Genomic DNA, 24,520 nt, shown 5'->3' on the forward strand with positions numbered 1-24,520 from the left:
CGTGTTACTGGACTGGCGCGCCGACGATATCAACGCCTGCAGGCGGGCTGAACTGAAAACGGCTGTTGTCTATCTTCCCGTTTTCACGATTATCAGCCAGGGTGACGCGCGTGGTCTGACCAAAACTGTCCACCATCTCCAGCATACGCAGCTGACCATTTTCAAACGCGATGCGGATATTTTCGTATCCACCATCAGATTTCTTTGGTTTCATTTGCGTCCATTCCAGCTTGCCTTGCTTGCCCAATGACTTGAGCTCAAAGTTGTCGTCGATCCTGCCACTACCACTCAACAGGAACGCCGGTGTCTGGCCCAGCCCGGCGTCTACCGCCCTGAACGTTGCCTGTTTCAGCTCAACATCATAAACCCAGATCTTTTTGCCGTCAGAGACTATATGTTGCTTGAACGGCTCAAGATAATCCCAGCGAAAGCTGCCCGGACGCTTGATCAACAACTTGCCGGATGTTTCCTGTATCGGTGACAGGGATTCATCCAGCACCACCTGGCTGAACGAGGCGCTGAAGGTTTTCACCTGACTGTAAAACCGGCGCAGGCTCTTGATGCCATCGGCTGATACCGTTGCCGCCGGAAACACCAGCACCAACAACAATACCGGAACAAAAATTTTTCTTGCTGATAACATAACTACCCTTTTGGTGGTGGCGGTGCCAATACTTCCCGCGAACCGTTGGATTGCAATGGACCGACCACACCGCTTTTTTCCATTTGCTCGATAAGGCGCGCCGCCCTGTTGTAACCTATGCGCAATCGACGCTGTACCCCGGAAATGGATGCCTTGCGTGTTTCGGTGACTATGGCCAAGGCTTCATCATACAGAGGATCGGACTCATCATCGCCGGACATACCGGCAGAAAATGCACTGCCCGGCGTTTCACTAAGCGATTCCGGTGACAGTATGGAATCGTCGTATGCAGGCTTGCCATTCTTCTTCAGCGCGTTGACCACGTTGTGCACCTCATGATCGTCGACAAAACTGCCATGAACACGCAACGGCACACCTTGTCCCGGTTGCAGGAACAGCATGTCGCCATGTCCCAGCAACTGCTCTGCCCCCATCTGGTCGAGAACGGTGCGTGAGTCCACGCGTGATGAAACCTGGAACGCGATACGCGCCGGGATATTGGCCTTGATCAGGCCGGTTATCACGTCAACAGAGGGTCGCTGTGTAGCAAGAATCAGGTGCAAACCGGCAGCACGGGCTTTTTGCGCCAGGCGCGCGATCAGCTGCTCTACTTTCTTGCCGACTACCATCATCATATCGGCAAGCTCATCAATAAGAATTACGATATAAGGCAGGGCCTTCAGTTCAGGTGCCTCTTCATCGATACCTTCAATAGGTTCAAACAACGGATCCTTTAGCGGCTTTCCTGCTTCGGCCGCATCCTTCACCTTGCGGTTATAACCGCCGATGTTGCGCACACCCAGCGCCGCCATCAGGCGATACCGTCGTTCCATTTCACCAATACACCAACGCAGCGCCGTGGCGGCCTGCTTCATATCGGTAACCACCGGCGCAAGCAAGTGCGGAATACCTTCGTAGATGGACAGCTCCAGCATTTTTGGATCGACCATGATTAGTCGCACCTGGTCCGGCGTTGCCTTGTACACCATGCTCATGATCAGACCGTTGACGCTGACGGACTTTCCGGAACCGGTGGTGCCGGCAATCAGCAGGTGCGGCATCTTGGCCAGGTCTTCAACAACCGGCTTGCCGCTAATGTCCTTGCCCAGCGCCAACGCCAGCGGTGAGCGCACATCATCAAACTCCTGGGATGACAGCACCTCGCGCAAGCGCACGGTTTCGCGGCTTTCATTGGGCACTTCGATACCTACCGTGGTCTTGCCAGGAATGACCTCGACCACACGCAAACTGACGACTGACATGGACCGTGCCAGGTCGGTGGCCAGGTTGGTGATTTGCGATGCCTTGACACCGGCAGCCGGCTCCAGCTCAAACCGGGTAATAACCGGTCCCGGGTGAACCTCGACCACTTGCGCCTCGATATTGAAATCCAACAGCTTCTTTTCCAGAAGTCGCGACATGCTTTCCAGCGACTGGCGGGAGAACTGCGGCGCCAGGTGCTCCCCGGCTTCATCCAGCAATGATAATGCCGGTAACTCGCCGCCCTCAGGCACATCAAATAACGACGCCTGGCGCTCGCGCTCGCTGCGCTCACTGGGCTTGATCTTGGGAATCACCGGCTCGATTTTCGGCGGCTCGCGACGCTCCAGCTTCTTCATGTCACGGGCAACAACAACCTTGCGCTCTTCTTTGGCTTCCTCGCCGATCCGTCGATCTTTTCGCGCCGCAAGCTGGTCTCGAACCGTGTCTACGCCAGAGACCACGAGCCAGCCCACGGCATCCATCACCTTCAGCCAGGAAATACCAAGAAAGACAGTCAAGCCAGGCAAAAACATTACCAGCAACAGAACAATCGTGGCGCCAATAAATGAAAACGCTGATACCAGCGCGCTACCGACCAGGTCACCGACGACACCGCCACTGCTGAACGCCAACCCGACGCTGGCACCGCCAAAATGCAGTGCCGCCAGACCGCACGCACCCAGCCCGGCTACAACACCGCCGGTACCAACGACGAGCTTGTGGGTCAGGTCCACCGGTGCATCATTTTTTCGATTGAGGAAAACTTTTACGCCACTGTAGGCAATCCACACGGGTACCAGGTAGGAAAGAAAGCCGACCAGGTTGAACAGTAAATCGCTGACAAAGGCGCCAAATGGTCCGCCTAGATTCCGAACCACATCCGTCCCGCCACGATGTGACCAGGACGGATCAGACCCGCTGTAGCTCGCCAGCGCCACAAGCAGGTATAGCGCCAGCGCCCCCAACACGTACAACGCTGCTTCACGCAGCAACCGAATGAGCTTGGGGGTCAGTGGCGGACTGGGTTCTTTTTTGCGAATTGCCTGCGGCACCGAATTTCTCTTTAATATTTGTTTGGCAGGCGCAATTCTCGCCTTTTGTGGCGCTCAAGCCAAGCACTGGCGGGTATTTTGCCGCTCCCGCAGGACTAATCGGAGCGGCAGTTACGCCAAAGCATGAGCCACTGCCGGATGCACAATTTGGCCGCCGATAGTGTTTGCGGCCGCACGCATTTGCGCATCATCTTCCAGCTTCGCAAGCGCCGCCAACCGCTTCACGTAGGGCGAAATGGCCGCAGATAACGCCTGGCTGGCACTACGCGGTACTGCGCCGGGCATGTTGGTGACTCCAAAATGCACCACCCCGGACTCGGTGTAAGTTGGATTCGTGTAGTCCGTCGGCCGCGTTGTCTCAATACAACCGCCCTGATCCACAGAAATATCAATTATTACGCTGCCAGCACCCATATCGGCGACCATTGCCCGATCCACCAGCCAGGGCGCCCTGTCCCCTGGAATCAACACGGCACCGATCAGCAGGTCTGCCCGAACCACGGCCTGGCGACGCAGGCCCGCTTCTGAAGGCAGTGCCGTAATATTGGGACTGTAGTGATGCAGGGCATCGAGCTGTTCCCGATCAATGCCAAACACTGTCACCTCGGCACCCATGGAAGCTGCCAGTCGCGCAGAAGCCGCGCCGGCAATGCCTGTGCCCAGAACCACTACCCGGCCGCGCTCTGCTCCTGCCAGGCCGCCGAGAAGCACGCCCTTGCCGCCCGCAGGGCGATGCAACAGGTTGGCGCCATATTGCACGGCCAGCCTGCCAGCGATATCGCTCATGGGCGCCAACAACGGCCTTTTCCCGTCAGATTCCACCGTTTCAAAGGCCACCGAGGTCGTTTTTGCCGACACCAAGGCGTCAGTCAGGGGGCGATTAGCAGCAAGATGTAAGTATGAAAATAGCCACATATCGTCACGCAAATACCCGAATTCGGGGGCGATCGGATCTTTTACCTTCACTATGAGCTTGGCTGACCAGACCGATGCCGTTTCAGGCTCAATACGGGCGCCTTGCGCCACGTAATCGGCGTCTTCGTAACCACTTGCCAAACCGGCACCCTGCTCCACCAGCACCTCGTGACCTGCGGCCACCAGGCCGCCTACGGCCTCCGGAGTCAGGGCAACGCGCCCTTCCATTGGCTTGATTTCGCGGGGAATTCCAATCTTCATACACCCTTCTCCTTTACCCTAATGGACACCATGAGTAACATCGACCGAACACGAACAGGCCTAGGCGCATTGTTCACAACTGCGCGTTAACCGCAAGCATAATCCAGGAACTCGTAATTACCAGTCGCCGCGCCGCAAGGAGCAGCAATCTAAATGGGAGCAGCAAACCGATGTCTGATTCAAAACACGCACGCGTACTCATTCTGGGCTCAGGCCCGGCCGGTTACACGGCTGCGGTTTACGCCGCCAGGGCCAACCTGAAGCCTGTACTCATCACTGGCATGGAACAAGGCGGCCAGCTGATGACCACCACCGAAGTCGATAACTGGCCAGGCGACGTTGAAGGCCTGCAGGGGCCGGCACTGATGGAGCGTATGCGCCAGCATGCGGAGCGTTTCAATACAGAAATTATTTTTGACACCATTACCAGGGCGGAACTGGGCAGTCGGCCGTTCAAGCTGACAGGCGACAGCAGCAGCTACACCTGCGATGCACTGATTATCGCCACCGGCGCTTCAGCCAAGTACCTCGGCCTGCCGTCAGAAGAAACGTTCCGCGGCAAAGGCGTATCCGCCTGTGCAACCTGCGACGGTTTTTTCTATCGCGGCAAGAAAGTGGCCGTCATTGGCGGGGGTAATTCTGCAGTCGAAGAGGCCATGTACTTGTCGAATATCGCGTCCGAAGTCGTCGTGGTTCATCGCCGCGATGAGTTTCGTGCCGAAGCCATACTCATTGACCAGATCATGGACAGGGCTGAAAACGGCAATATCAGCATTGAATGGAACCACGAACTGGATGAAGTGCTTGGTGATGCCAGCGGCGTAACAGGCATTCGCATCAAGGCCAGTGACGGCAGCACCAGGGACCTCGATGTTGACGGTGTATTCATCGCCATCGGCCACAAACCCAATACTGATTTGTTCGAAGGCCAGCTCGATATGCAACATGGCTACCTTGTTACCCGCGGCGGCAACGACGGTAATGCCATGGCAACCAGTATTGACGGCGTATTTGCTGCCGGTGATGTGCGTGACCACGTCTATCGTCAGGCCATAACATCAGCCGGAAGCGGTTGCATGGCAGCACTGGATGCCGAGCGCTTCCTCAAGGCATTGGAAAAAAATAGATAAAAATATTCGCGGCCCCGAACCCGGGGTCGTTTCTTTCATTGGCAAAGCAATACCGAACCGGGCATGACAGATCATAGTGACAACAAGCTGTTCAGGGACGCCATAAAGGGTATCACTCCGCTCAAGCAGGACAGGATTGAACCGCACAGGGAAAAACCCAAACCGGTTCCCGCCAGTCGTGACGCTGACGATCGCGATGTTATGGACAGCCTGCTCTCCGACCACGTCATCGAAGACGTGGACACCGGAGATGAACTGCTGTTCAAGCGGGCCGGCATCCAGACCACAGTCATGCGAAAACTCCGACGTGGCCAGTATGCCATTGAGGCAGAGCTTGACCTGCATCGAAGGACGGTGGACCAGGCCCGCGACCTTCTGGCCGCATTTATTCAACGTGCACAGCTGGATGGCAAACGCTGCGTGCGTATTGTTCACGGCAAGGGATATGGTTCTGCCAACAAGTTGCCGGTTTTGAAGAACATGGTGAATAGCTGGTTACAACAAAGAAATGAAGTGCTGGCATTTTCCTCGGCAACTCCGCAGGATGGCGGAACCGGCGCAGTATATGTTCTGCTGTCTAGGAAATACCCCGGTCCGAAAACGAGCTGACCGTCTCACGCAACGCATCCTCAAACCGATCAACAGGCTTCCAGCCCAATACCTCGCAGGTGCGGGAAATATCCACCTCGAGATTTTCTGTAAGGCGACGCACTTCTTCACCCCTGCCTGACACCGTACCGGCAAGCATCAATAAAAAACGGGGAACCGGAAACAGTCTTGCGCGCACCCCCATCGCGCTCGCCAGCGTCCTGACCAGACGCGTAGTAGAAACCGGGCAACCGTCCGAGACAAGAAAAACGTTTCCCGGCGCTGCTTCGTTCACAAGACACGATTCGATCAGGCTGTTGAGATTGTTGATCGAGACCATGTCACGACGGTTCCCGGTACTGCCGAGCGGCAATGGCAGTTCTTTTTTAAGTATCCGGCAAAGTCGCTCAAGGTTCCCTTTCACACCCGGGCCATAGACCAGCGGCGGCCTGATAACAGATACACCTATTGATGAGCCGGAGGCCAACTCCATCAATTCCTGTTCGGCCTGCGCCTTCGATCGACCGTAATCATCCTTCGGATCCGGAATATCGGCGGCGGCAAATGGCTTGCCGCCAGTCGCTTCACCATTCACCTTGATGCTGCTGAGATAAACAAATCTTTTGACTCCGGCTTTGACTGCACTGCGCGCAAGAGCCATTGTGGCCTGCGTGTTCAAACGGTAGTACACACCAGTATCGCCCGTATCTTCCTTCTCCATCACGTGAACACGCGCCGCCAGGTGCACTATCGCATCAACATCCCCGAGATGTTGCAGCCATTGCGTCTCTGGCGTGATATCACCGACTTTCCGGTATTCATGCGCAACCCTTGTAGCCAGATTTTCAGGGTTTCTTACCAGTCCAATCACCCGGTACCCCCGGCTGACCAGGTAGCAACACAATGCCGTGCCAATAAAGCCATTAGCGCCGGTAACGGCGATCGTGTTGACTGTCGAAGATGTCATTTCAGTTTTTCAACCAGCACAACCGCGCTGGCGGCGATACCTTCACCACGACCGGCAAATCCCAGGTTCTCAGTGGTTGTTGCCTTGATATTGATAAAACCATGGGGAAGCAAAAGATCTGAACAAAGATTATCAACCATGGAAGATACATAGGGTGCCAGCTTTGGCGCCTGGGCAATAACTGTTATATCGGCATTGACCAATGCATAGCCTGACTGATCAATCCTGTGTTTGACTTCACGCAACAGCTCTCTGCTATTCGCCCCCTTGTAGGCGGGATCAGTATCAGGAAAATGGCGCCCAATATCACCCAGGCCGGCAGCACCCAGCATGGCATCACACAGCGCGTGTATCAACACGTCCGCATCGGAATGACCATCAAGCCCTTTCTCAAACGGAATTGTAACTCCGCCCAGTATCAGCGCCCGACCCTCAACCAGTCGATGCACATCATACCCCTGCCCAACCCGTATCATGTCAGCCGTTCCTGCATATCCAGATAAAACCCGGCCATGCGCAAATCCTCCGGATGTGTAATCTTGATATTGTCACTATGACCAATTACCAGTTGCGGTGCAAATCCCGCGAGCTCCATCGCTGATGCCTCATCGGTTATCGACTCACCGCGCTCCAGTGCGGTTTTGAGAGCGGCACGCAAATGCGAAATCGGAAAAAACTGTGGGGTCAGCGCTCGCCACAAGCCGTCACGGGGCACGGTTTCGGTACACCGCTGATCGGCGCCGGCCCGTTTCACGGTATCGGCAACCGGCAGAGCCAGCAATCCTCCATCAGCTTGCGTACCGACACGGAGAACCAGTTCATTTATGTCCTCGGTGCGCACACACGGGCGTGCTGCATCATGCACCAGGACACGGTCCGAGTCGCCCGCCACCCTGGCAAGTGCAGCCAGTCCATTTAAAACAGTATCGGCACGCTCTCTTCCGCCCACATAGGCTCTTACCGGTTTGTCATTTATGGCATCGACGTCTGCCATTATTTCTTCCCAGTATTGATCAGATGCTGAAATACCCACGTAAATGCCGGCCAGCATATCCAGCTGGGCAAGACGCTCAAGCGTATGGCGAATGACAGGTTTGTCGCGAAGCATGAGGTACTGCTTGGGGTGACAACTGGCCATGCGCGAACCGACGCCCGCAGCCGGAACCAACGCCCAGACAGAAGATGACGTGCTCACGCAACCCCCTCGGTAGAACGAATCAAAGAAAACAACTGAAGTTTGTTATTATATCCAAATACGAAGGAAGTTTCGTGCCTGTCGAAGAGCCAGCCTAGGCTGCTACGCCGGCACCCACATGATCACGAATATCATCTGCCGCGATATCCTTGGTAACACCCTTGACCGTTGCCAGTTCTCGGGCCAGGTAGCCTGTTGCTGTCTCCAGCAGCATGGACTCTTCAAATGAAAGGCCGGATTCTTCTTTCCAGCGCAACAGGTCACGAACCACCTCCCCCAATTCCAGGCAGGATCCGCGATTGATGCGGCGTTCGATATCCTTGCAGCGCTCGGTCCAGTTACCACCGGTTACCCGGCGCGAACTCTCGCCTTCGAGTATTGCGTACAATTCATTGATCTTGCGTGTATCCAGCAGCGGCCGGATACCACTGGCTTCCATGTTATTCACCGGAACCTTGACGGTCATTTTGTTTTCTTCAATGCGGATGACGAAACAGGAATCCAGGTGGCCACCAATATAGATGTCCTCTACAGCCTCAATCATGCCGACACCCGCAGACGGATAGAAGACTGAATCACCAACACTGAACGCGGACTTTTTCGCCATTTACAACCATCTCCTTGATTCACCCGTCTCCGCCAACTTCCACAGAGTCGTGAATCAAAATTCGTGATAATTATTAAATTATGACGCTAACTATCGGATTAATCAATCTTTTTTCCATCTGACTCGACCCACGGAGCAATTGCGGTAGAATACGCCGCCTTTCAGACTTCCGTATAAATGCCTGAGCGCTCAAGTTGAAGAATCCAAAGGAAATTTCGGTATTTCGCCCACCGTCCCCCGGCGACGCAAACAAGCGCCAGCGCTGGAACCGGCTCTTCGGTAGCAGTCGGGCATTGGCACTGCTAAGCCTGGCACAGAGCAATACCAGCACTATTATTGTGGTCTTGTCCGATGCGCGCTCTCTGCAGCTGTTGGTGGATGAACTGACATTTTTCAATGATGCTCAGAACCCGGTACCAGTCTACACATTGCCGGATTGGGAATGCCTGCCCTACGACAGTTTTTCGCCTCACCAGGATATTGTTTCCCAGCGCCTGCTGACCCTGTCTCGATTACCCGGACTTCGCAGGTGTATTGTGCTCACAACAATCAGCACAATCATGCACAGGCTCGCGCCAGTCAACTATGTATCGGGACACAGCCTCAACCTGGCAAAGGGAGAACGCATTAATCTCACCGCCTTGCGAGACAAGCTGACCCAGACTTCCTATCGCTCTGTCAGCCAGGTAATGGAGCCGGGTGAATACGCGGTACGCGGCGGACTAGTTGATATATTTCCAATGGGGTCGCACACACCCTATCGCATCGATTTGTTTGGCGATGAAATCGAAAGCATTCGAACCTTTGACCCGCAGTCCCAGCTCTCAAGCGATACCCTGGACAATATCGAGCTGTTGCCGGCAAGAGAGTTCCCGGTAACAGAAGAAGCCATTACCCGTTTCCGGCAGGCGTTTCGGGCACAGTTTGAAGGTGACCCGACGCAAGCGGGAGTTTATCGTGACATCAGCGAGGGCATTATTCCATCCGGCGCCGAATACTACATTCCACTGTTCTTTGAACAAACAGCCACCATATTCGACTACCTGCCGGACAAAACCGTAGCAGTGATTGACAGTGAACTGGCTGCAGCTTCAGGCCGGTTCCAGTCTGAAATTACCGAACGCTACTTGCAGCGTCGACACGACCGCGAGCGACCAATCCTGCCGCCAGAAAAGCTGTTTCTCGAGCAGGACGTTGTCATCGCCCGGTTAAAAGCCATGCCGATAATCGAGCTGGGCGGTCACGAAACTGCCGGTGTTTTGCATGAAGCTCCGGTATATACCTTCGAATCTTCACTGCCTGTACAGCTTCCTGTCGATCATCACAGTGAGTCACCATACCGGGAGCTTTTCGACTACCTGGGCAATACCCGACAGCGCAACCTTATCGTTGCTGAAACACCCGGCAGGCGCGAGACCATGCGCGAACTACTGGCAGCCAACGGCCTCAAGACAAGGATCGTTTCCGGCTGGCACGAGTTTTTTAATGGCGATACCCGGCTGGCACTGGCCCATTCGACACTGGACCGTGGACTGCTGTTACAGGATCCGGCTATCGCCGTCATTACCGAGGCCCAGCTTTTCGGTGAACGCGCCGCTCAACGTCGACGCCGCTCGCAAACAGCGCGCGAACCGGAAGCTATTATTCGCAGCCTCGCGGAACTGCATATTGGCGATCCCATTGTTCATGAACAACACGGTGTTGGTCGCTACCTTGGCCTGGAAATGCTGGATGTAGGTGACGGCCCGACAGAGTTTCTTGCCATTCAGTACGCTGGCAACGACAAGCTTTACCTGCCAGTTACGTCTCTACACCTGATTGGACGATACACCAGCACTCACCCGGAAACCGCACCGCTGCATCGCATGGGCGGCGACGTCTGGGAGAATGCGAAAAAGCGTGCACAGAAAAAAGCACGCGATGTTGCTGCCGAGTTGCTGGATATTTATGCCCGGCGCGAAGCCAGACCTGGTATGGAGTTCAAACTCAACGAAGCCGGCTACAATGCATTCGCCGACGGTTTTCCGTTTGAAGAGACCCCGGACCAGGCGCGGGCCATCAATGAAGTTATTGCCGACATGCAGCGGCCCGTCCCCATGGATCGCCTGGTCTGTGGTGACGTTGGTTTTGGCAAAACCGAGGTTGCACTGCGCGCCGCTTTTGTCGCGGTGGATAACAGCAAACAGGTCGTGGTACTGGTACCCACCACCCTGCTAGCCCAGCAACACTTTCAAAATTTCCAGGATCGGTTTGCCGAATGGCCGGTACACGTTGAACTGCTGTCGCGGTTTCGCACCAAGAAAGAACAGGAAGAAGTGCTGGACCAGGCCAGGAAAGGCAAGGTGGATATTATCGTCGGCACACATCGCCTGCTGCAGGATGACATTGTTCTTGATCGTCCCGGGCTGATTATTGTTGACGAGGAGCAGCGATTCGGCGTCCGTCAGAAGGAAAAGCTCAAGAAACTGCGCAGCGAGGTGGATATCCTTACACTTACTGCCACGCCAATTCCACGCACACTCAACCTGGGCATGACCGGGTTACGCGATATTTCCATTATTGCAACACCACCGGAACAGCGGCTGTCCGTCAAGACGTTCGTTAACGAGAACAGCAACAGCATTATCCGTGAAGCTTGCCTGCGCGAAATCCATCGTGGCGGCCAGGTGTATTATCTGCACAACGAAGTGCGCACCATGGACAAGGCACTGGCCGATCTTCAACAACTGTTACCCGAGGCCCGGATCCATATGGCGCACGGCCAGATGCCGGAGCGCGAGCTGGAACGCATCATGCTCGACTTCTATCACCAGCGCTTCAATATCCTGCTGTGCAGTACCATCATCGAATCCGGCATCGATGTCCCTTCAGCCAATACCATATTGATCGAGCGGGCGGACAAGTTTGGTCTGGCGCAGTTGCACCAGTTGCGCGGTCGTGTAGGCCGCTCGCACCATCGCGCCTACGCCTATATGTTGATCCCGTCAAAACAGGCATTAACAGGCGATGCACGCAAACGTCTTGAGGCTATTGCCTCCCTGGATGAATTGGGCGCCGGCTTTGCGCTCGCTTCCCACGATCTCGAGATTCGTGGTGCCGGTGAACTTCTTGGTGAGAGCCAGAGTGGTGAAATTGATGAAATCGGCTTCACCATGTACACAGAACTGCTCAGTCGGGCAGTGAAGTCGCTCAAGGAGGGCAAGGAGCCCGAACTGGACAAACCGGTGCAGCCGGCTTCTGAAATCAATATTCACGCCCCGGTGCTGTTCCCTGCCGAATATATCCCCGATGTGCACACACGCCTCGTACTTTACAAGCGCCTGGCCAATGCCGCTGACAAGAGCAGCCTGCAACAGTTAAAGGAGGAAGTTATTGATCGTTTCGGGTTGTTGCCGGAAGAAACTGCGTTACTGTTTTCTGTCTCGGAATTACGGATCGATGCAAGCCGGATTGGTATCAGCAAGATTGATGCCGGCAGCAAGGGTGCCAGGATCCAGTTTGAAACCAATCCTGATATTGACCCGGCGGCACTGATTCAGCTGATGCAATCATCACCACGTGAATATCGCCTGGATGGACCGACCATGCTTCGCGTAAACGCAGAAATGAAAAAACCTGCCGACAGGCTCGACAGGCTTGCTCGCATCCTTAACGCCCTGGTCAGGGCGTAAATTCCGGGACTATCAGAATCCAATACCTACGGTCGCCAACGCCCTTCTGTGGGTACTGATGCCACCAACAGCACTGTCAACACTCTGGGCTGCCAGCCCTGCATTAATGTACTTCCAGGTATAACGGATACCGATTGTAGAAGTGGTCTGTTCACTGACTTCGCCCCGGTTGTAACCGGCCAGGGTAGTATTGGCATTTCCCAGGCGGGATACTTCGGCAATGGCTACCAGCAAATGATCATCACTCAGCGGTACCACAAAACCGGCATTGATGAACGAATGCTTTTCCTTTTTATTGGAGGTATCACTAAGAGGGTCATTGAGCACAGCTTCTACCTCAAGATGAAAACCAATCGGCGTATCATTACCAACAATAGTTTCGGTTGAGGCTGCAAATCCACCCTTGATACCGAATTCCTCTACCTGGCGGAATGGTCGATCCTTGTCCTTGTCACCGGTTGCAGCAACAAAGGTAAATATAGCGGCCAATGCCGGCAGGTTTTCAGTCTGCGAGGAAAAATTCCATTTGATTGCACCCTCGGTATCACCGGCGCCGGTTTCGTCTGTCAGGGCATCATTGTCGTAGTCGATGCTATAGCTTTTAGCCAACCCGCTGACCTCAATGGTTTCAGTCAAGCCAAGCGCGACAGAAACGGGCGTATAAAGAATCAGCGCTGGACCATAATTCACATAGGTATCGGTGCCGCTGTCATATACGGGCGTAATGGCCACGTTGTCGTAACTCCCCATGGCGGTAGCGCGCAACTCACCGATACCCAGCGTATAGGCGGTGTTCATCCAGAATAATCCGGTTGAACCCTGAAAATTGGTTACCCGGTCGAGCTCACTCGGGGCAACCGTTCCTGTCGCTGCTCCGGCAATTCCGCTGATCGAGCTTAGGCTCAGAGCTGCCAGGCCGATAGCCCATTTTTTGATTTCACCTGCCATGATCGCGCATTCTCCCCTGAGCATGATGGGTAAAGGGTATAACCTTAAAAAGATTATGACATTTCTTTTGAATCTACCGTAACTTTAGCTCATAACCCAATGAATTTCCAACCCCTTATCCATGGGTCGTCAAAATCGCTATTGGCGCGTAGAACGCCAAGCGGGTCATGCCTGCCGCCCGGCTGTCAGCCTACTGGCGAAGCTATGCTGAGTCTGTTAGCGTAGGCCCATCAGCGGACCAACTACGATTTGATTATAACATGTTGAATTTAATACGTTTATTAGTTTTATGCCTGGTAATCGCCGCGCCCACGGTAAACGCGGAAGATACTGAGCGCCGCTACGAAATCGAGACAATTATCGTGCGCGCGTTAAATCATGTCGAAGGCAACGAACTTTGGCCACTGGAGCCACCAGCAGAACTACGGGTATCTGCCCGAGCCGAAAATCGACCAAATCCGATTCAACGCTATCTCTCTCCTAAAGACGATGCCAGCTTGGCGTCTATCAGTCAAAAGATTGCCGAAAGTGGTGACTATGAAATCCTGGAAAGCCGGCGCTGGGTTCAGGTCGCTGACGCGCGCTCGCAATCACCGGCAGCGGAATTCAAGCTGCAGGTTGATGCGATCGGCGTGCTGGAAGGATATATCCAGTTCTACATGAGCCGGTTCCTGCACGTGGACGTGTCGCTCGATCTCATCCCGCCGAACCATCCGCAATCCTCGACCGACCCGGAAACCGGCCCACGCTTTGCAGTGTATCGTATTGATGAAGACAGGCGGATAAAATCAGAAACCTGGTATTACTTCGATCACCCGGCGTTCGGCGTACTGGTGTATGTGAAACCTGTATAGCCAGTGACTATAAAATATCTGACTTGAGCACTGATCGGCGTATCAGCGCTCAAGTCCGGGAATAACCGTTTCGAGCAGTTTACGGACATTTGCCATGCCCTGCTCCAGGTTTCTTTCTACTTCTTTCAAAGAAATAATACCATCACCCTTGCCGGCTGCCGCATTGACTGAAACGGCAACAGTTGCATAACACAAGCCAATTTCCCTGGCCAACACCGCTTCGGGCATCCCGGTCATACCGACAATGTCAACGCCATCCCGCTCCATGCGACGAATCTCGGCCGATGTTTCAAAGCGCGGCCCCTGGGTGGCGCCATACGTGCCGCTTGAACGGGTTTCAGACTCGAGTATGCCCAGACCGGCAATAAGCTTATGTCGCAACGATTCGCAATACGGCTCGGTGAAGTCCACATGAGTGACAGTCTTGTCGCCACCGGAAAAGAAAGTATGTTCACGACTGTGAGTATAATCAATTATCTGGTCCGGAATCATGATGCCACAATCGGACAGGCCGGTGATTGAACCCACTGCTGCGACGGCGATCACCTGCGAAACCCCAAGCTTGTGCAATGCCCAGATGTTGGCACGATAATTAACCTCATGTGGCGGTATCGTGTGGCTTGGGCCATGCCTTGGCAAGAACACAACGTCATGCCCGCAAACCTTGCCCATGGTTGCGGGCGCAGAAGGCTCGCCATAAGGCGTGCGCACCACTTCACGATGTGTTGCCTCAAGACAAGCCAACCTTGTCAGTCCACTACCGCCAATTATTCCAATCATTCATGAATCCTTTACTGCATAAATTCCGGGAAGATTTCTGAAGTAACCCTTGTAGTCCATACCAAATCCAAACACGTATCGATTTGGCACGACCACGCCCTGGTAATCAATCCTGAGATCCGTCTTCTGTGTACCTTCCTTGACAGCCAGTACCGCGGTGATAACCTCGGATGCACCCATCTCCTGATACTTGCCGACAATACTCTTCAGCGTAAATCCTTCGTCAAATATATCATCCAGAATCACCACTTTTCTGCCTTTCGGATCGACCGATGGCTGTTTCAGCCAGGTCAGCTCGGTACCGACAGTTTTGTTGCCATAACGCGTGGCATGCACATAATCCAGCGACATCAGGAAACTGAAGTGCGGCAGGATCAGTCCGCTGAATACAAGTCCGCCATTCATGACACACACCACCAGCGGTTCTTCATCGACCAGCCTCTGGTTTAGCTGCCCGGCCATCGCGGCAATGGCTTCTTGCAACTGAGCAAGATCGTAAATCGTGTCTGCCTGCTCGTATACTTGCCTGTAGTGTTCTGACATCAGTCCCCCACGCGAAATAATGACATCCTCGCCGTATCGTCAGCCGGCATTGCCCCCGATCCGGTTTTCCGGAACCAGTTTACGCAAGATTTCAACAAGAGCCGAATTATTTCGGCTTTCAATACCTTCGGTAATTTCCCGAACGCCGGATTCGACCCGCTGCTTCGCCTCAATCCCGGTATTGGCTCGAAATATTTTCGTATGAGTAGTGCGCTCATGGCTTTCAGCTTCATAAAAAAGCTCTTCATACAGCTTTTCACCCGGCCGCAACCCGGTATAACGGATCTCGATATCCTCTCCGGGAGTCTTTCCTGACAGCAGGATCATTTGCTCAGCCAGGTAGGCAATGCGAATCGGCTCACCCATATCGAGCACAAATATCTCGCCACCTTGCCCCATGGCCGCGGCCTGCATAATCAGCTGTGCCGCCTCGGGTATGGTCATGAAATAACGCGTAATATCCTCGTGGGTAACAGTAACCGGGCCACCGGCGGCAATCTGCTCTCGAAACAGTGGAATCACGCTTCCGGCCGAACCGAGCACATTTCCGAATCGCACGGTAATAAAATGCGTACCCGATACCGTATTCTGCGACTGGCAATACATTTCGGCCACGCGCTTGGTTGTTCCCATAACGTTGGTGGGATTAACCGCCTTGTCAGTTGAAACCAGGACAAATGCATTGGTGCCATGCCGGACGGCAGCATCAGCCACTATCCTTGTGCCAAGGATATTGTTCCAGGCGGCAATAGCAACCTGGTCTTCCAGCAGCGGGACATGTTTGTATGCTGCTGCATGAAACACGACGCTCGGTCTTTCGGATTCAAACAACCAGTCCACGCCGGATGTGTTGGTGACATCCAGCAATACACTTCGGATATCCACGTCCGGAAAAAGCTTGCGCAGCTCCATGTCGATCCGGTAGAGGTTGTATTCGCCATGGTCAACAATAACAAGACGCGCAGGCTTGAGCCTGCTGATCTGGCGACAAAGCTCAGAGCCGATAGATCCGCCGGCCCCGGTTACCAGTATGGTTCTTTCAGTCAATTGGCCCCGGATCGCTTCCCAGTCCAGCTCGATCGCGTCCCGACCAAGCAAGTCGTCAATGGCCACTTCTTTGAGTGTCGATATGGAAACGTCGCCGGAGATAATATCCTGTATTTTCGGCAGTGTACGCATCTGGACGCCACAGCCCTCACATACCTCGACTATTCGGCGCATCTCTGCAGTGGTCGCCGATGGAATAGCGACAATCACGCGTTGAATTGATTTTTCAGCGACAATGCGTGGGATTTTTTCGATATTCCCGAGCACGCGAACACCATGTATTTCCTTGCCTCGCTTGGAAGTATCATCATCAAGTATGCCCACCGGGCGAAACCGGCGCTTCGGGTCACGCAACAAATCCCGGATAATCATCTCGCCCGCCGATCCCGCACCAACAACAAGGACCGGCTCAATACCGTCCTGCGGGCGCGAGCTGTCGTCGGCGTTGATACGCACAAGAAACCTGGGGCCAACCAGGAGCCCAAACATCAACAATGAGTACAGCAACGGAACCGATCTCGGGATACCTTCAAGCCGGGTCAATACAAAAAGCGTCATCGTAAATACGATGACAGCGGCGAGAACCGCCTTGCCAATAAGCATGACGTCCCGGGCCGAGGTAAAACGCCAGACACCCCGATATATGTCAAAATACCAGTAGCATACAGCCTGAACCAGCATAATACCGGGAAGCGCCTGCAACATCCGCTCAATAACCTCATCGGGCGGCAATTCAAAGTTATAGCGCAGAAAAAATGCCAGCAGCCACGCTGCCGAGATCATGAACAGGTCATGAGCTATTATGAATGTTCGATTAAGCCTTGATTTCTTCATGTCTGCCGCTCAGTGTATCCGGTCTCGCAGATATCGTTCAGCCACAATGGCCAATCCGCTGTAAACAACCAACCATATTGCACACCCGGCCAGCTGAACAGTCATGCCGTAACCCGCAATGGCAACGGCGGTACCGGCGCATGCCGCCATCAACCCATATTCCAGCCATAAAACGGTCTTCTTGCTGACCCCAGACAAAACCAGGCGCTGATAAAAATGATCCCGGTGTGCGCTGAGTATACTGTCTCCCTTGATGGTTCGTTTCGCCAGCGTATAGCTGGCATCAAATATAAACGGTGAAAATGCCAGAATACCCAGCCACGGCGGCACTGTACCGGCTGCTGCACCCCATAGCATCATTGTTGCGCCCATATAACCAATTACAATGGAGCCTGAGTCGCCCATAAATATACGGGCAGGCGGATAGTTGAAAACCAGGAATCCAGCTACCGCAGCGCAAATGACGAGACAGGTCATTCCATAGGCTTCATGGCCGGCGCCAAAACCGATTATGGCCAGTACAGCAAACCCGAAAATTGCCATACCCGACGAAAATCCGTCCATTCCGTCCATAAAGTTATAGAGATTAATAAACCAGGTTGCAGCCAACACCGACATCACGGTTATCAGCAATCCGGCGAACATTGCCGAATCGATCATCAGTCGCACAGGAAACAGCTCGGTCACGAGCAACGTGGCAGCAAGCAGGTGAATTGCCAGTCGCGGTACAGCACCGAGCGACAAAATATCATCCAGCACCGACACGCCAAGCACGGCCACGTAGCCGGCAATAATAACCAGCCCGAACGGGAATCCTGTACCAGTGAATGCCGCAATCATGCCAAGAACAACACCTGCGTTGATCGCCAACCCGCCCGTACGCGGAATGTCGGTTGTATGCATCGACCGGTCATTGGGCCGATCAACGATCAGGTTGGCAAACCGGGTCTGAAGCAACCAGGTTACTGCCAGTGACAGCAAAAGGCTGACCAGTGGCGCAAACCAGTCATCAATTATTGTCATGGTCGCCCACCATGCCTGTGCTGACGATTGCCCTGGAACCCGTCAGCCGCGTCAGGAATGATAGCTCTTGTACCATTCGACAAACCTGGCAACACCTGTTTCAACCGTTGTCGCCGGACGGAAACCGACCGCCTTTTCAAGATTGTCGGTATTGGCGTAAGTGGCCGGTACATCACCGGGCTGGATGGGCAGCAGGTCCAGAATTGCCTTTTTACCAAGACATTCTTCGAGCACCTCGATATAACGCATCAGTTCAACAGGGTTGTTATTACCGATGTTAAAGACACGCCAAGGTTTATAGCTTGTTGCCGGATCCGGCTTGTCACCGCTCCAGCCAGGATTCGATACTGCAGTCTGGTCAATAACACGAACTACACCCTCGATAATGTCATCAATATAGGTAAAGTCGCGCACCATTTTGCCATTATTGAACACCGGTATCGGCGTACCTTCGAGGATTCCCTTGGTAAACTTGAACAGTGCCATATCCGGCCTGCCCCAAGGCCCGTAAACAGTGAAGAACCGTAACCCGGTACAGGGAAGGTCATACAAATGGGCATAACTGTGGGCCATCAGCTCATTTGCTTTCTTGGTTGCCGCGTACAGCGACACCGGGTGGTCGACGTTATCATTTTCCGAGAATGGCAGCTTGGTATTGGCGCCGTATACTGAGCTGGACGAAGCGAACACTACATGCTTGACGCCACTATGTCGCGCGCCCTCCAGGACGTTGGCAAAACCGACGAGATTGGCATCAATGTAGGCCGGCGCATTCTCAATGGAGTAGCGTACACCGGCCTGGGCAGCGAGATTCATCACGGCATCAAACCTGTTTTCGCTGAACAACTTCTCCATTGCCTGGCGATCAGCAATGTCCATCAGCTGGAAGGTAAAGCCCTTGTAGCCTTTTATGCGCTCTAGTCTGGCCTTTTTCAGGTCGACACTGTAATAGTCATTCAGGTTATCGACGCCATAAACTTCATCGCCGCGTTCCAGCAACCGCAATGCCAGGGTAGAGCCTATAAATCCGGCAACGCCGGTTATCATGATTTTCATTTCTGGTACACCAAATTCGTTAAAATACCCGTTCCACGCAACCTGCTACGGCGCGTCAGCGAACCGACTCGATTTCCTTGACATCACCTTTTTCGATCAGCGAATTCACGTAGCGCTCAACACCTTGTTCGACCGTATAGAAGTCCCTGTCATACCCGGCATCACGCAACCCGATGATGTCCGCCTGGGTGAAACTCTGGTACTTGCCGCGCAGCGAATCCGGAAACGGAATGTACTCAATTATGCCCTGCTGCTGCATTTGCTCGAGCGTCAACACGCTCTCGCCACGGGACTTTCTGACAGTATTGACGCTGGCCACGGCCATATCATTAAACTGCTGGGCGCGCCCGGTACCAACGTTGAATATGCCGCTCTTGTCCGGGTTATCGAGGAAGAAAAAGTTGACCGCCACCACGTCTTCCACCGAGATAAAATCACGCAGTTGCCCGCCATTGGCATAACCTTCTATACCTTCAAACAGCCTGACCTTGCCATCCTTGCTGTACTGGTTGAAAAAATGAAACGCCACCGACGCCATGCGCCCCTTGTGCTGCTCACGCGCGCCATACACGTTGAAATACCTGAACCCCGCTATTTGTGCCGTCGCCCGCGGAAAAATGCGTCGTACATATTGATCAAACAGAAACTTGGAATAGCCGTAAACATTCAGCGGTGCTTCGTACTGACGGTCGACTTTGAACACGGAGCCACCGCCATAGACCGATGCGGACGAGGCGTAAATAAACTGCGCCCCCTGTTCCTGACAATAGTGCAACAATGTCTTGGAGTAATCATAGTTATTACTCATCATGTACAGGCCGTTGTGCTCCATCGTGTCCGAGCACGCACCTTCATGAAATATTGCTCTTGGCTTGTGGCGAAAACTGCCGTTTTCAACCTGGCGGATAAATTCCCGCTTGTCGATATAGTCGGCGATTTCACAATCGGTGATGTTGTAAAACTTTTCGGCCTTTTCCAAGTTATCAACAACAATCACGTCGGTTTCGCCGCGATCATTCAAACCTTTTACGATATTGGCACCGATAAACCCGGCGCCGCCTGTTACCACAATCATTCCTGCTCCTCTCGTTTAACCGCGTCCAGGATTTCCGCCGGGCTGGCTGTTTCCGCGCCAAGCTTGCCAACGACAATACCGGCAGCAACATTGGCCAGGTGCACCGCGTCAACTGTTTCGGCACCAACGGCATAGGCGGCACCGATTGATGCGATCACTGTATCGCCGGCACCGGTAACATCGAACACATCGCGCGCTCTCGCCGGTTTGTGAATAACCGCCTGGCCACGCGGAAACAGGCTCATGCCTTCGTCACCACGCGTCACCAGCAGCCCGTCAAGGTTCAATTCATCGACCATGGCACGGGCGCGGCGTTCCAGATCGTCGTTTCCTGAAAACCGGCCGGCGACTTGCTCAAATTCCTTGCGGTTGGGCGTAATCAGGCTGGCGTTGCGGTAACCGGAATAGTCATCACCCTTGGGGTCCACTACCACGTGCTTGCCACGCTCCCGGGCCGCAGCAATCATCTCTTGGATATGCCCCAATCCACCCTTGCCGTAGTCAGAAACGATGACCACGTCATAGTCAGGCAAAACCTCGATGAACCGGTCAAGCAGGCGCTGCCGGGCCTCGGGTGTGCCCCGGGACTCGAAATCCAGCCGCAAAAGCTGTTGGTGCTGGGAGATAATGCGCAATTTCACAGTAGTGGAAATGGCAGCATCACGGCACAAGTTGTGGCGAATCCCCGATTTTGTCAGTAAAGACTCCAGGATATCGGCACCCTCATCGTCACCGGTCACGGCCAGCAGACCGCACTGGCTGCCCAGCGCCGCCACGTTGCGCGCCACGTTGGCCGCGCCGCCCAGGCGCTCGTCATTACCATTAACCGAGACCACGGGTACCGGCGCCTCGGGTGAAATTCGCTCCACCCCACCGTACCAGTACCGATCGACCATGGCGTCACCCACAACCAATACCCGACCCCTGGCCAGGCGAGAAATCAAATCCTGAAACACAAAAAGCTACCCCTCTGCCAAAAAAACAACACCCGCAGGCTGGTCGAATACCGGGAAACCCGGTGACCGGCAGATGCAGGCAGCTGAATTATCGGGGCTTTTTCGGGTGATGTCGAGGGCGCAGGCGCCTGCGGCGGACAGCAGGCGCCTATTTTACAACAATATTGTCTCGGTTCTTGCTGACAGTTTTGAGACCGATTCCCTTGACCTTGGCCAGATCCTCGGCTGTTTTGAAAGCACCATTCTTGGCTCGGTAGGCAACAATGGCTTCCGCCTTCTTCAAACCAACACCATTAAGCTCGGCGGCAATGGTGGCAGCATCGGCGGTATTGATGTTCACCGGTCCGCAAAATCCTGCCACCGGCAGCATCAGGAAAACGGTGATAACAAGTTGACGTAAAAATTTCATAACAATCCTCCGTGATTTACTAACTAAAAGTAAGACAATTCCATTTGCTTACTGTCCGCCAGCAGGCGACATAATCATGCCGCGAGCACGCGCCAGGGGTCAAGCTCTAGATGCCGGCACAGTCTTCAGCAATCTCGCTGGCACGGATCGCCGGATCACTGGCGCCGGTTATAGGTCGCCCAATAACCAGGTAACTTGCCCCTGCGGTCAGGGCCTCCCGGGGTGTCATGACGCGACGCTGATCCGCCACGTCTGCGCCGACAGGTCGTACACCCGGTGTAACCAGAACAAAGCCGTCTCCGGCCTGGTTGCGTAATGCCGAGGCCTCATGCGGTGAACAGACAACCCCATCAAGCCCACAGTCACGAACCTGGCTCGCCAGGCACGATACCATCTCAGACGTTGTCCCGGTCAACCCGATCTGTGCCAGCTCTTCGTCGGCATGACTGGTCAATATGGTTACACCAATTAACAGCGGCTTATGATCGCAACCGTCAATCGCTTCCCTCGCCGCCGCCATCATACGCTGGCCGCCTAGTGCATGAATATTTATCATCCAGGCGCCGGTTGCTGCGGCCGCGCGGCAGGCCTGGGCCACGGTATTGGGAATATCGTGAAACTTAAGATCAAGAAATACATCAAAGCCCTTGCCGGTGAGCATTTCGACAATGGCCGGTCCTTCACTGACAAATAACTCCAGTCCTACCTTGAGCTTGCAGACCGATGGATCAAGCCTGTCCGCAAGCGCGATTGCCGGCCGGCTTTCCGGGAAATCCAGTGCCACTATAATCCTGGCATCATTCATACTATATCCTCGACCGGCTTGAACGTATTCCAGTGATTACAGCCGGGACACAACCAATGCAGGGTGCGACCCTTGAAGCCACACTTGTGGCAGACGTACCCGGTCTGGCGCTCGCACAACTGGCCAATTATTGTTTTCAGCAACAACAGATCCTTGCTGTCTTCATCATTTTTGAGCAAATTGAGTTCGATGAGTCGGTACAGACCATGCACTGTTGGTCGACGACGCAACCAGTCTACGACAAACTGTTCAGCGACCTTGACGCCATCCCGCTCCCGAATAATATCAGCAAATTCCAGCATTACCGGGATATTGTTATAGCGCCCGGCGAGCTCGGAAAAATAGCGGTACAGCCCGCCTTCATCACCCAGTTTTCGATAGGCGTCAGCAATTGGCCCTACCGCTTCACCCAGGAATTGCAAGCCCTGGTGCTCGACACGTTTCCATGCCTTGATTGCACTTCTGTAGTCGGCATTACCTGCATCAATCTGTCCCTGCAACAGGCTGGCCCGAACACTGGCGGGATCCGATGACAGCGCATGCTTGATATGTTTTTGTGCCAGCAAATGATTGCTGGCGGCTAACGCATCTTCCGCCAACTCGCAATAGTAATGAGCAATGACATCCGCGTGACTCTTTCCGGACAATCTGTCAAGCCCATGACTGACATCTATCGCCTTGTCCCATTCCTTTTCCTTCTGGTAGATATCCAGCAGAAGTCGCAATGCATTTTGTCTGTGGAACGGGTTTTCCCTGAGCTGCAGGAACAGGTTTTCGGCACGATCATACAGTCCTGCCTTCAGGTAGTCCTGTCCAAGCTCCAGCAGTGCCTGGCCTTTCTGATCCTTGCCCAGCGTCGGCCTGGCAATAAGATTCTGGTGGATCCTGATGGCGCGTTCCACTTCACCACGACGACGAAACAGGTTGCCCAGCGCCATATGGGTTTCGGCAGTTTCAGAATTGACTTCAAGAACCCTGACAAATACCTCAATAGCCTTGTCAGGCTGCTCATTAAGCAGAAAATTCAAGCCCTGAAAATAGGCAGAAGGCAATTCAACAGATGAATTCTTGCGCTCCCGGCGGGCAATCCACCAACCGGAAAATGCGGCAACGGGCAGCAGCAACCATAACAATTCAGCCTGACCCATCAATAAATGCCTCGATTACAGTGCATCGCGAATTGGCAAGGATCGTAATGCCGCGAGTTCCTGTTCGGCAGCCTGGACATCGCGCCGAGCCTTAGACAGGTTGCGTTGCAATGACAGGATACTCTTCAGGCTGGCCAGGTATCCGGCAATCACGCCAATGATCATCGAAATCAGGATCAACAATGATAGTGCGGCCTCCCACCTGAAACCGAAATAGTACTCAAGTGTAACTGGCTGGGAATTGTGCAACGTAAATGTTATGCCAACCATCAGCACGATAACGCTTGTAAGAATATAGAAAAACCTTTGCATTCGCTTGTGTCCCGTATCCCAAATCAGAATGTTTCAGACAAAAAAAACGGCATCATTATGATGCCGTCTTAATTAGCCTTGTCAATTCAGGCACCGCCGTTTACCCGATCACGCAATTCCTTGCCAGGCTTGAAGTGCGGTACATACTTGTCAGGAACATGCACCGCCGTGCCGGTCTTTGGATTGCGCCCTACTCTCGGCGGGCGGTAATGCAGCGAAAAACTGCCAAAACCGCGCACCTCGATTCGTTCCCCGGTGGCAAGGGCCGACGACATCTGCTCCAGCAACTCCTTGACCGCGAGTTCAACATCGCGATGTTCGAGTTGCGGCTGTCTTGCCGCCAACATTTCAATGAGTTCTGATTTTGTCATATCCCCATCCTGTTTTTCTGTTTCTGACAACCAATCAGGGCCCTTAATTAACCCGGGTTAAACGGAC

At 53.9% G+C, this 24,520-nt stretch carries 24 protein-coding genes; 4 read left to right on the plus strand and 20 right to left on the minus strand.

Annotation, left to right across the window (positions count from 1 at the left end):
• Nucleotides 1-4: 4 nt before the first annotated feature.
• The 3 genes from lolA to ald form a co-directional block, all read right to left on the minus strand.
• On the minus strand, nucleotides 5-643 hold the full coding sequence (gene lolA, locus OEZ10_08250) for an outer membrane lipoprotein chaperone LolA (GenBank protein ID MDH5632972.1): 639 nt from the start codon (nucleotides 641-643) through the stop codon (nucleotides 5-7).
• Nucleotides 644-645: 2 nt separating this feature from the next.
• Nucleotides 646-2,958 carry a DNA translocase FtsK 4TM domain-containing protein gene (locus OEZ10_08255; GenBank protein ID MDH5632973.1) on the minus strand — a complete coding sequence of 771 codons (2,313 nt, stop codon included), beginning with the start codon at nucleotides 2,956-2,958 and terminating at the stop codon, nucleotides 646-648.
• 111 nt (nucleotides 2,959-3,069) lie between these two features.
• On the minus strand, nucleotides 3,070-4,134 hold the full coding sequence (gene ald / locus OEZ10_08260) for an alanine dehydrogenase (protein ID MDH5632974.1): 1,065 nt from the start codon (nucleotides 4,132-4,134) through the stop codon (nucleotides 3,070-3,072).
• 170 nt (nucleotides 4,135-4,304) lie between these two features.
• Between ald and trxB the strand changes: the two genes are divergently transcribed.
• Together trxB and OEZ10_08270 are read left to right on the plus strand one after the other, a co-directional pair.
• The gene (trxB, locus tag OEZ10_08265; protein ID MDH5632975.1) at nucleotides 4,305-5,264 is read left to right on the plus strand and encodes a thioredoxin-disulfide reductase; all 960 of its coding nucleotides are present in this window, start codon (nucleotides 4,305-4,307) and stop codon (nucleotides 5,262-5,264) included.
• Nucleotides 5,265-5,327: 63 nt separating this feature from the next.
• Entirely contained in the window at nucleotides 5,328-5,873 is a 546-nt protein-coding gene (locus tag OEZ10_08270; protein MDH5632976.1) for a Smr/MutS family endonuclease, read from the plus strand.
• On the opposite strand, the gene OEZ10_08275 is transcribed toward OEZ10_08270, so the two are convergent.
• The 4 genes from OEZ10_08275 to OEZ10_08290 all read right to left on the minus strand — a co-directional run bounded on the left by OEZ10_08275 (nucleotide 5,842) and on the right by OEZ10_08290 (nucleotide 8,621).
• A complete protein-coding gene (locus OEZ10_08275; protein ID MDH5632977.1) occupies nucleotides 5,842-6,819 on the minus strand; it encodes an SDR family oxidoreductase in 978 nt (325 codons plus the stop codon). The two genes, OEZ10_08270 and OEZ10_08275, sit on opposite strands and share 32 nt — an antisense overlap.
• Complete coding sequence (gene ispF / locus OEZ10_08280) at nucleotides 6,816-7,295, minus strand: 2-C-methyl-D-erythritol 2,4-cyclodiphosphate synthase (GenBank protein ID MDH5632978.1); 480 nt, start codon at nucleotides 7,293-7,295, stop codon at nucleotides 6,816-6,818. The genes OEZ10_08275 and ispF overlap by 4 nt, the downstream gene beginning before the upstream one ends.
• Nucleotides 7,292-8,014: a 2-C-methyl-D-erythritol 4-phosphate cytidylyltransferase gene (gene ispD, locus OEZ10_08285; protein MDH5632979.1), complete on the minus strand. Its 723-nt coding sequence runs from the start codon at nucleotides 8,012-8,014 to the stop codon at nucleotides 7,292-7,294. The genes ispF and ispD overlap by 4 nt, the downstream gene beginning before the upstream one ends.
• Nucleotides 8,015-8,108: 94 nt before the next feature.
• Entirely contained in the window at nucleotides 8,109-8,621 is a 513-nt protein-coding gene (locus tag OEZ10_08290) for a hypothetical protein (protein ID MDH5632980.1), read from the minus strand.
• A 194-nt stretch (nucleotides 8,622-8,815) separates the two neighbouring features.
• On the opposite strand from OEZ10_08290, the gene mfd reads away from it, so the two are divergent.
• The gene (gene mfd, locus OEZ10_08295) at nucleotides 8,816-12,292 is read left to right on the plus strand and encodes a transcription-repair coupling factor (GenBank protein MDH5632981.1); all 3,477 of its coding nucleotides are present in this window, start codon (nucleotides 8,816-8,818) and stop codon (nucleotides 12,290-12,292) included.
• Between the two features lie 12 nt (nucleotides 12,293-12,304).
• On the opposite strand, the gene OEZ10_08300 is transcribed toward mfd, so the two are convergent.
• Nucleotides 12,305-13,240, minus strand: coding sequence for a hypothetical protein (locus OEZ10_08300; GenBank protein MDH5632982.1), 936 nt, complete (start codon nucleotides 13,238-13,240; stop codon nucleotides 12,305-12,307).
• A gap of 260 nt (nucleotides 13,241-13,500) precedes the next feature.
• On the opposite strand from OEZ10_08300, the gene OEZ10_08305 reads away from it, so the two are divergent.
• Nucleotides 13,501-14,094, plus strand: a complete 594-nt coding sequence (locus tag OEZ10_08305) for a peptidoglycan binding protein CsiV (GenBank protein ID MDH5632983.1) — start codon at nucleotides 13,501-13,503, stop codon at nucleotides 14,092-14,094.
• A gap of 42 nt (nucleotides 14,095-14,136) precedes the next feature.
• Here the strand turns inward: OEZ10_08305 and OEZ10_08310 are convergent, their stop codons facing one another.
• From OEZ10_08310 to OEZ10_08365, 12 genes are all read right to left on the minus strand, one after another.
• On the minus strand, nucleotides 14,137-14,874 hold the full coding sequence (locus OEZ10_08310) for an S-methyl-5'-thioinosine phosphorylase (GenBank protein ID MDH5632984.1): 738 nt from the start codon (nucleotides 14,872-14,874) through the stop codon (nucleotides 14,137-14,139).
• Nucleotides 14,875-15,417, minus strand: coding sequence for a hypoxanthine-guanine phosphoribosyltransferase (locus OEZ10_08315; protein MDH5632985.1), 543 nt, complete (start codon nucleotides 15,415-15,417; stop codon nucleotides 14,875-14,877).
• A 39-nt stretch (nucleotides 15,418-15,456) separates the two neighbouring features.
• Nucleotides 15,457-17,298 (minus strand): polysaccharide biosynthesis protein, encoded by a 1,842-nt coding sequence (locus OEZ10_08320; GenBank protein MDH5632986.1) that lies wholly within the window; start codon nucleotides 17,296-17,298, stop codon nucleotides 15,457-15,459.
• A gap of 9 nt (nucleotides 17,299-17,307) precedes the next feature.
• Nucleotides 17,308-18,321, minus strand: a complete 1,014-nt coding sequence (locus tag OEZ10_08325; GenBank protein ID MDH5632987.1) for a glycosyltransferase family 4 protein — start codon at nucleotides 18,319-18,321, stop codon at nucleotides 17,308-17,310.
• Between the two features lie 51 nt (nucleotides 18,322-18,372).
• Nucleotides 18,373-19,377: an NAD-dependent epimerase gene (locus tag OEZ10_08330; protein MDH5632988.1), complete on the minus strand. Its 1,005-nt coding sequence runs from the start codon at nucleotides 19,375-19,377 to the stop codon at nucleotides 18,373-18,375.
• 55 nt (nucleotides 19,378-19,432) lie between these two features.
• Complete coding sequence (gene rfaD, locus OEZ10_08335; GenBank protein ID MDH5632989.1) at nucleotides 19,433-20,452, minus strand: ADP-glyceromanno-heptose 6-epimerase; 1,020 nt, start codon at nucleotides 20,450-20,452, stop codon at nucleotides 19,433-19,435.
• Nucleotides 20,449-21,408, minus strand: coding sequence for a D-glycero-beta-D-manno-heptose-7-phosphate kinase (gene rfaE1, locus OEZ10_08340; protein MDH5632990.1), 960 nt, complete (start codon nucleotides 21,406-21,408; stop codon nucleotides 20,449-20,451). The genes rfaD and rfaE1 overlap by 4 nt, the downstream gene beginning before the upstream one ends.
• Nucleotides 21,409-21,556: 148 nt before the next feature.
• On the minus strand, nucleotides 21,557-21,778 hold the full coding sequence (locus tag OEZ10_08345; protein ID MDH5632991.1) for a helix-hairpin-helix domain-containing protein: 222 nt from the start codon (nucleotides 21,776-21,778) through the stop codon (nucleotides 21,557-21,559).
• A gap of 145 nt (nucleotides 21,779-21,923) precedes the next feature.
• Complete coding sequence (pyrF, locus tag OEZ10_08350; GenBank protein MDH5632992.1) at nucleotides 21,924-22,622, minus strand: orotidine-5'-phosphate decarboxylase; 699 nt, start codon at nucleotides 22,620-22,622, stop codon at nucleotides 21,924-21,926.
• Nucleotides 22,619-23,770, minus strand: coding sequence for a lipopolysaccharide assembly protein LapB (gene lapB, locus OEZ10_08355; GenBank protein MDH5632993.1), 1,152 nt, complete (start codon nucleotides 23,768-23,770; stop codon nucleotides 22,619-22,621). The genes pyrF and lapB overlap by 4 nt, the downstream gene beginning before the upstream one ends.
• A 15-nt stretch (nucleotides 23,771-23,785) precedes the next feature.
• A complete protein-coding gene (locus tag OEZ10_08360) occupies nucleotides 23,786-24,082 on the minus strand; it encodes a LapA family protein (protein MDH5632994.1) in 297 nt (98 codons plus the stop codon).
• Between the two features lie 86 nt (nucleotides 24,083-24,168).
• A complete protein-coding gene (locus tag OEZ10_08365; protein MDH5632995.1) occupies nucleotides 24,169-24,453 on the minus strand; it encodes an integration host factor subunit beta in 285 nt (94 codons plus the stop codon).
• Nucleotides 24,454-24,520: the final 67 nt, after the last annotated feature.

The sequence above is a fragment of the Gammaproteobacteria bacterium genome (genome assembly GCA_029880545.1).
Classification (GTDB): domain Bacteria; phylum Pseudomonadota; class Gammaproteobacteria; order Acidiferrobacterales; family SZUA-150; genus JAOUOD01.

Excerpts from the sequence above, each read along its gene's own strand:
- OEZ10_08325 (MDH5632987.1), bottom strand. The coding sequence starts at position 18,321 with ATGACAATAATTGATGACTGGTTTGCGCCACTGGTCAGCCTTTTGCTG.
- OEZ10_08365 (MDH5632995.1), bottom strand. The coding sequence starts at position 24,453 with ATGACAAAATCAGAACTCATTGAAATGTTGGCGGCAAGACAGCCGCAA.
- pyrF (MDH5632992.1), bottom strand. The coding sequence starts at position 22,622 with ATGAATGATGCCAGGATTATAGTGGCACTGGATTTCCCGGAAAGCCGG.
- OEZ10_08300 (MDH5632982.1), bottom strand. The coding sequence starts at position 13,240 with ATGGCAGGTGAAATCAAAAAATGGGCTATCGGCCTGGCAGCTCTGAGC.
- ispF (MDH5632978.1), bottom strand. The coding sequence starts at position 7,295 with ATGATACGGGTTGGGCAGGGGTATGATGTGCATCGACTGGTTGAGGGT.
- OEZ10_08360 (MDH5632994.1), bottom strand. The coding sequence starts at position 24,082 with ATGCAAAGGTTTTTCTATATTCTTACAAGCGTTATCGTGCTGATGGTT.
- trxB (MDH5632975.1), top strand. The coding sequence starts at position 4,305 with ATGTCTGATTCAAAACACGCACGCGTACTCATTCTGGGCTCAGGCCCG.
- lapB (MDH5632993.1), bottom strand. The coding sequence starts at position 23,770 with ATGGGTCAGGCTGAATTGTTATGGTTGCTGCTGCCCGTTGCCGCATTT.
- rfaD (MDH5632989.1), bottom strand. The coding sequence starts at position 20,452 with ATGATTGTGGTAACAGGCGGCGCCGGGTTTATCGGTGCCAATATCGTA.
- OEZ10_08330 (MDH5632988.1), bottom strand. The coding sequence starts at position 19,377 with ATGAAAATCATGATAACCGGCGTTGCCGGATTTATAGGCTCTACCCTG.
- OEZ10_08270 (MDH5632976.1), top strand. The coding sequence starts at position 5,328 with ATGACAGATCATAGTGACAACAAGCTGTTCAGGGACGCCATAAAGGGT.
- OEZ10_08275 (MDH5632977.1), bottom strand. The coding sequence starts at position 6,819 with ATGACATCTTCGACAGTCAACACGATCGCCGTTACCGGCGCTAATGGC.
- OEZ10_08290 (MDH5632980.1), bottom strand. The coding sequence starts at position 8,621 with ATGGCGAAAAAGTCCGCGTTCAGTGTTGGTGATTCAGTCTTCTATCCG.
- OEZ10_08320 (MDH5632986.1), bottom strand. The coding sequence starts at position 17,298 with ATGAAGAAATCAAGGCTTAATCGAACATTCATAATAGCTCATGACCTG.
- OEZ10_08305 (MDH5632983.1), top strand. The coding sequence starts at position 13,501 with ATGTTGAATTTAATACGTTTATTAGTTTTATGCCTGGTAATCGCCGCG.
- lolA (MDH5632972.1), bottom strand. The coding sequence starts at position 643 with ATGTTATCAGCAAGAAAAATTTTTGTTCCGGTATTGTTGTTGGTGCTG.
- OEZ10_08310 (MDH5632984.1), bottom strand. The coding sequence starts at position 14,874 with ATGATTGGAATAATTGGCGGTAGTGGACTGACAAGGTTGGCTTGTCTT.
- OEZ10_08345 (MDH5632991.1), bottom strand. The coding sequence starts at position 21,778 with ATGCTGCCGGTGGCAGGATTTTGCGGACCGGTGAACATCAATACCGCC.
- OEZ10_08315 (MDH5632985.1), bottom strand. The coding sequence starts at position 15,417 with ATGTCAGAACACTACAGGCAAGTATACGAGCAGGCAGACACGATTTAC.
- ald (MDH5632974.1), bottom strand. The coding sequence starts at position 4,134 with ATGAAGATTGGAATTCCCCGCGAAATCAAGCCAATGGAAGGGCGCGTT.